The sequence below is a fragment of the Halorubrum sp. SP9 genome, from assembly GCF_005435015.1.
GTDB classification, from domain to species: domain Archaea; phylum Halobacteriota; class Halobacteria; order Halobacteriales; family Haloferacaceae; genus Halorubrum; species Halorubrum sodomense.
In genome coordinates this window covers 1-311 of sequence record NZ_SGXU01000570.1, presented here as the reverse complement: position 1 = coordinate 311, position 311 = coordinate 1, and the positions used below count along the sequence as shown (strand labels likewise).

Sequence of the window (311 nt, the reverse complement as noted above, 5' to 3'; positions counted from 1 at the left end):
AGTGGGCCGTCAGTCCGTCAGCTCCTCGATCAGCGTGTCGAGGTCGTACGTCGCCGGCGCGCGCGACTCGTCGCGGAGCGTCGCGATGGTGAACGTCGAGTTCGTCCGCTCGACCTGCGGGATCGCCTCGAAGTCGCTGATCAGCCGCTCGACCGTGTCCGACGAGGAGAGCCGAGCGAGGACGACGAAGTCCGTCTCGCCCATCGTGAAGAACGCCTCCGTGACGCCCTCGACCGCCAGCAGCTCCTCGGCGAACTCCTCGTAGGGGCCCTCGTAGCTCGCGAGCACCTCGACGATGACGGTGACGCCGA

The 311-nt window shown here is 67.8% G+C and carries 1 protein-coding gene; it reads right to left on the bottom strand.

The window, feature by feature from the left end:
• Positions 1–9: 9 nt before the first annotated feature.
• On the bottom strand, positions 10–311 hold a 302-nt coding region (locus EXE45_RS18620), incomplete at its 5' end, for an Lrp/AsnC family transcriptional regulator (protein WP_137695180.1).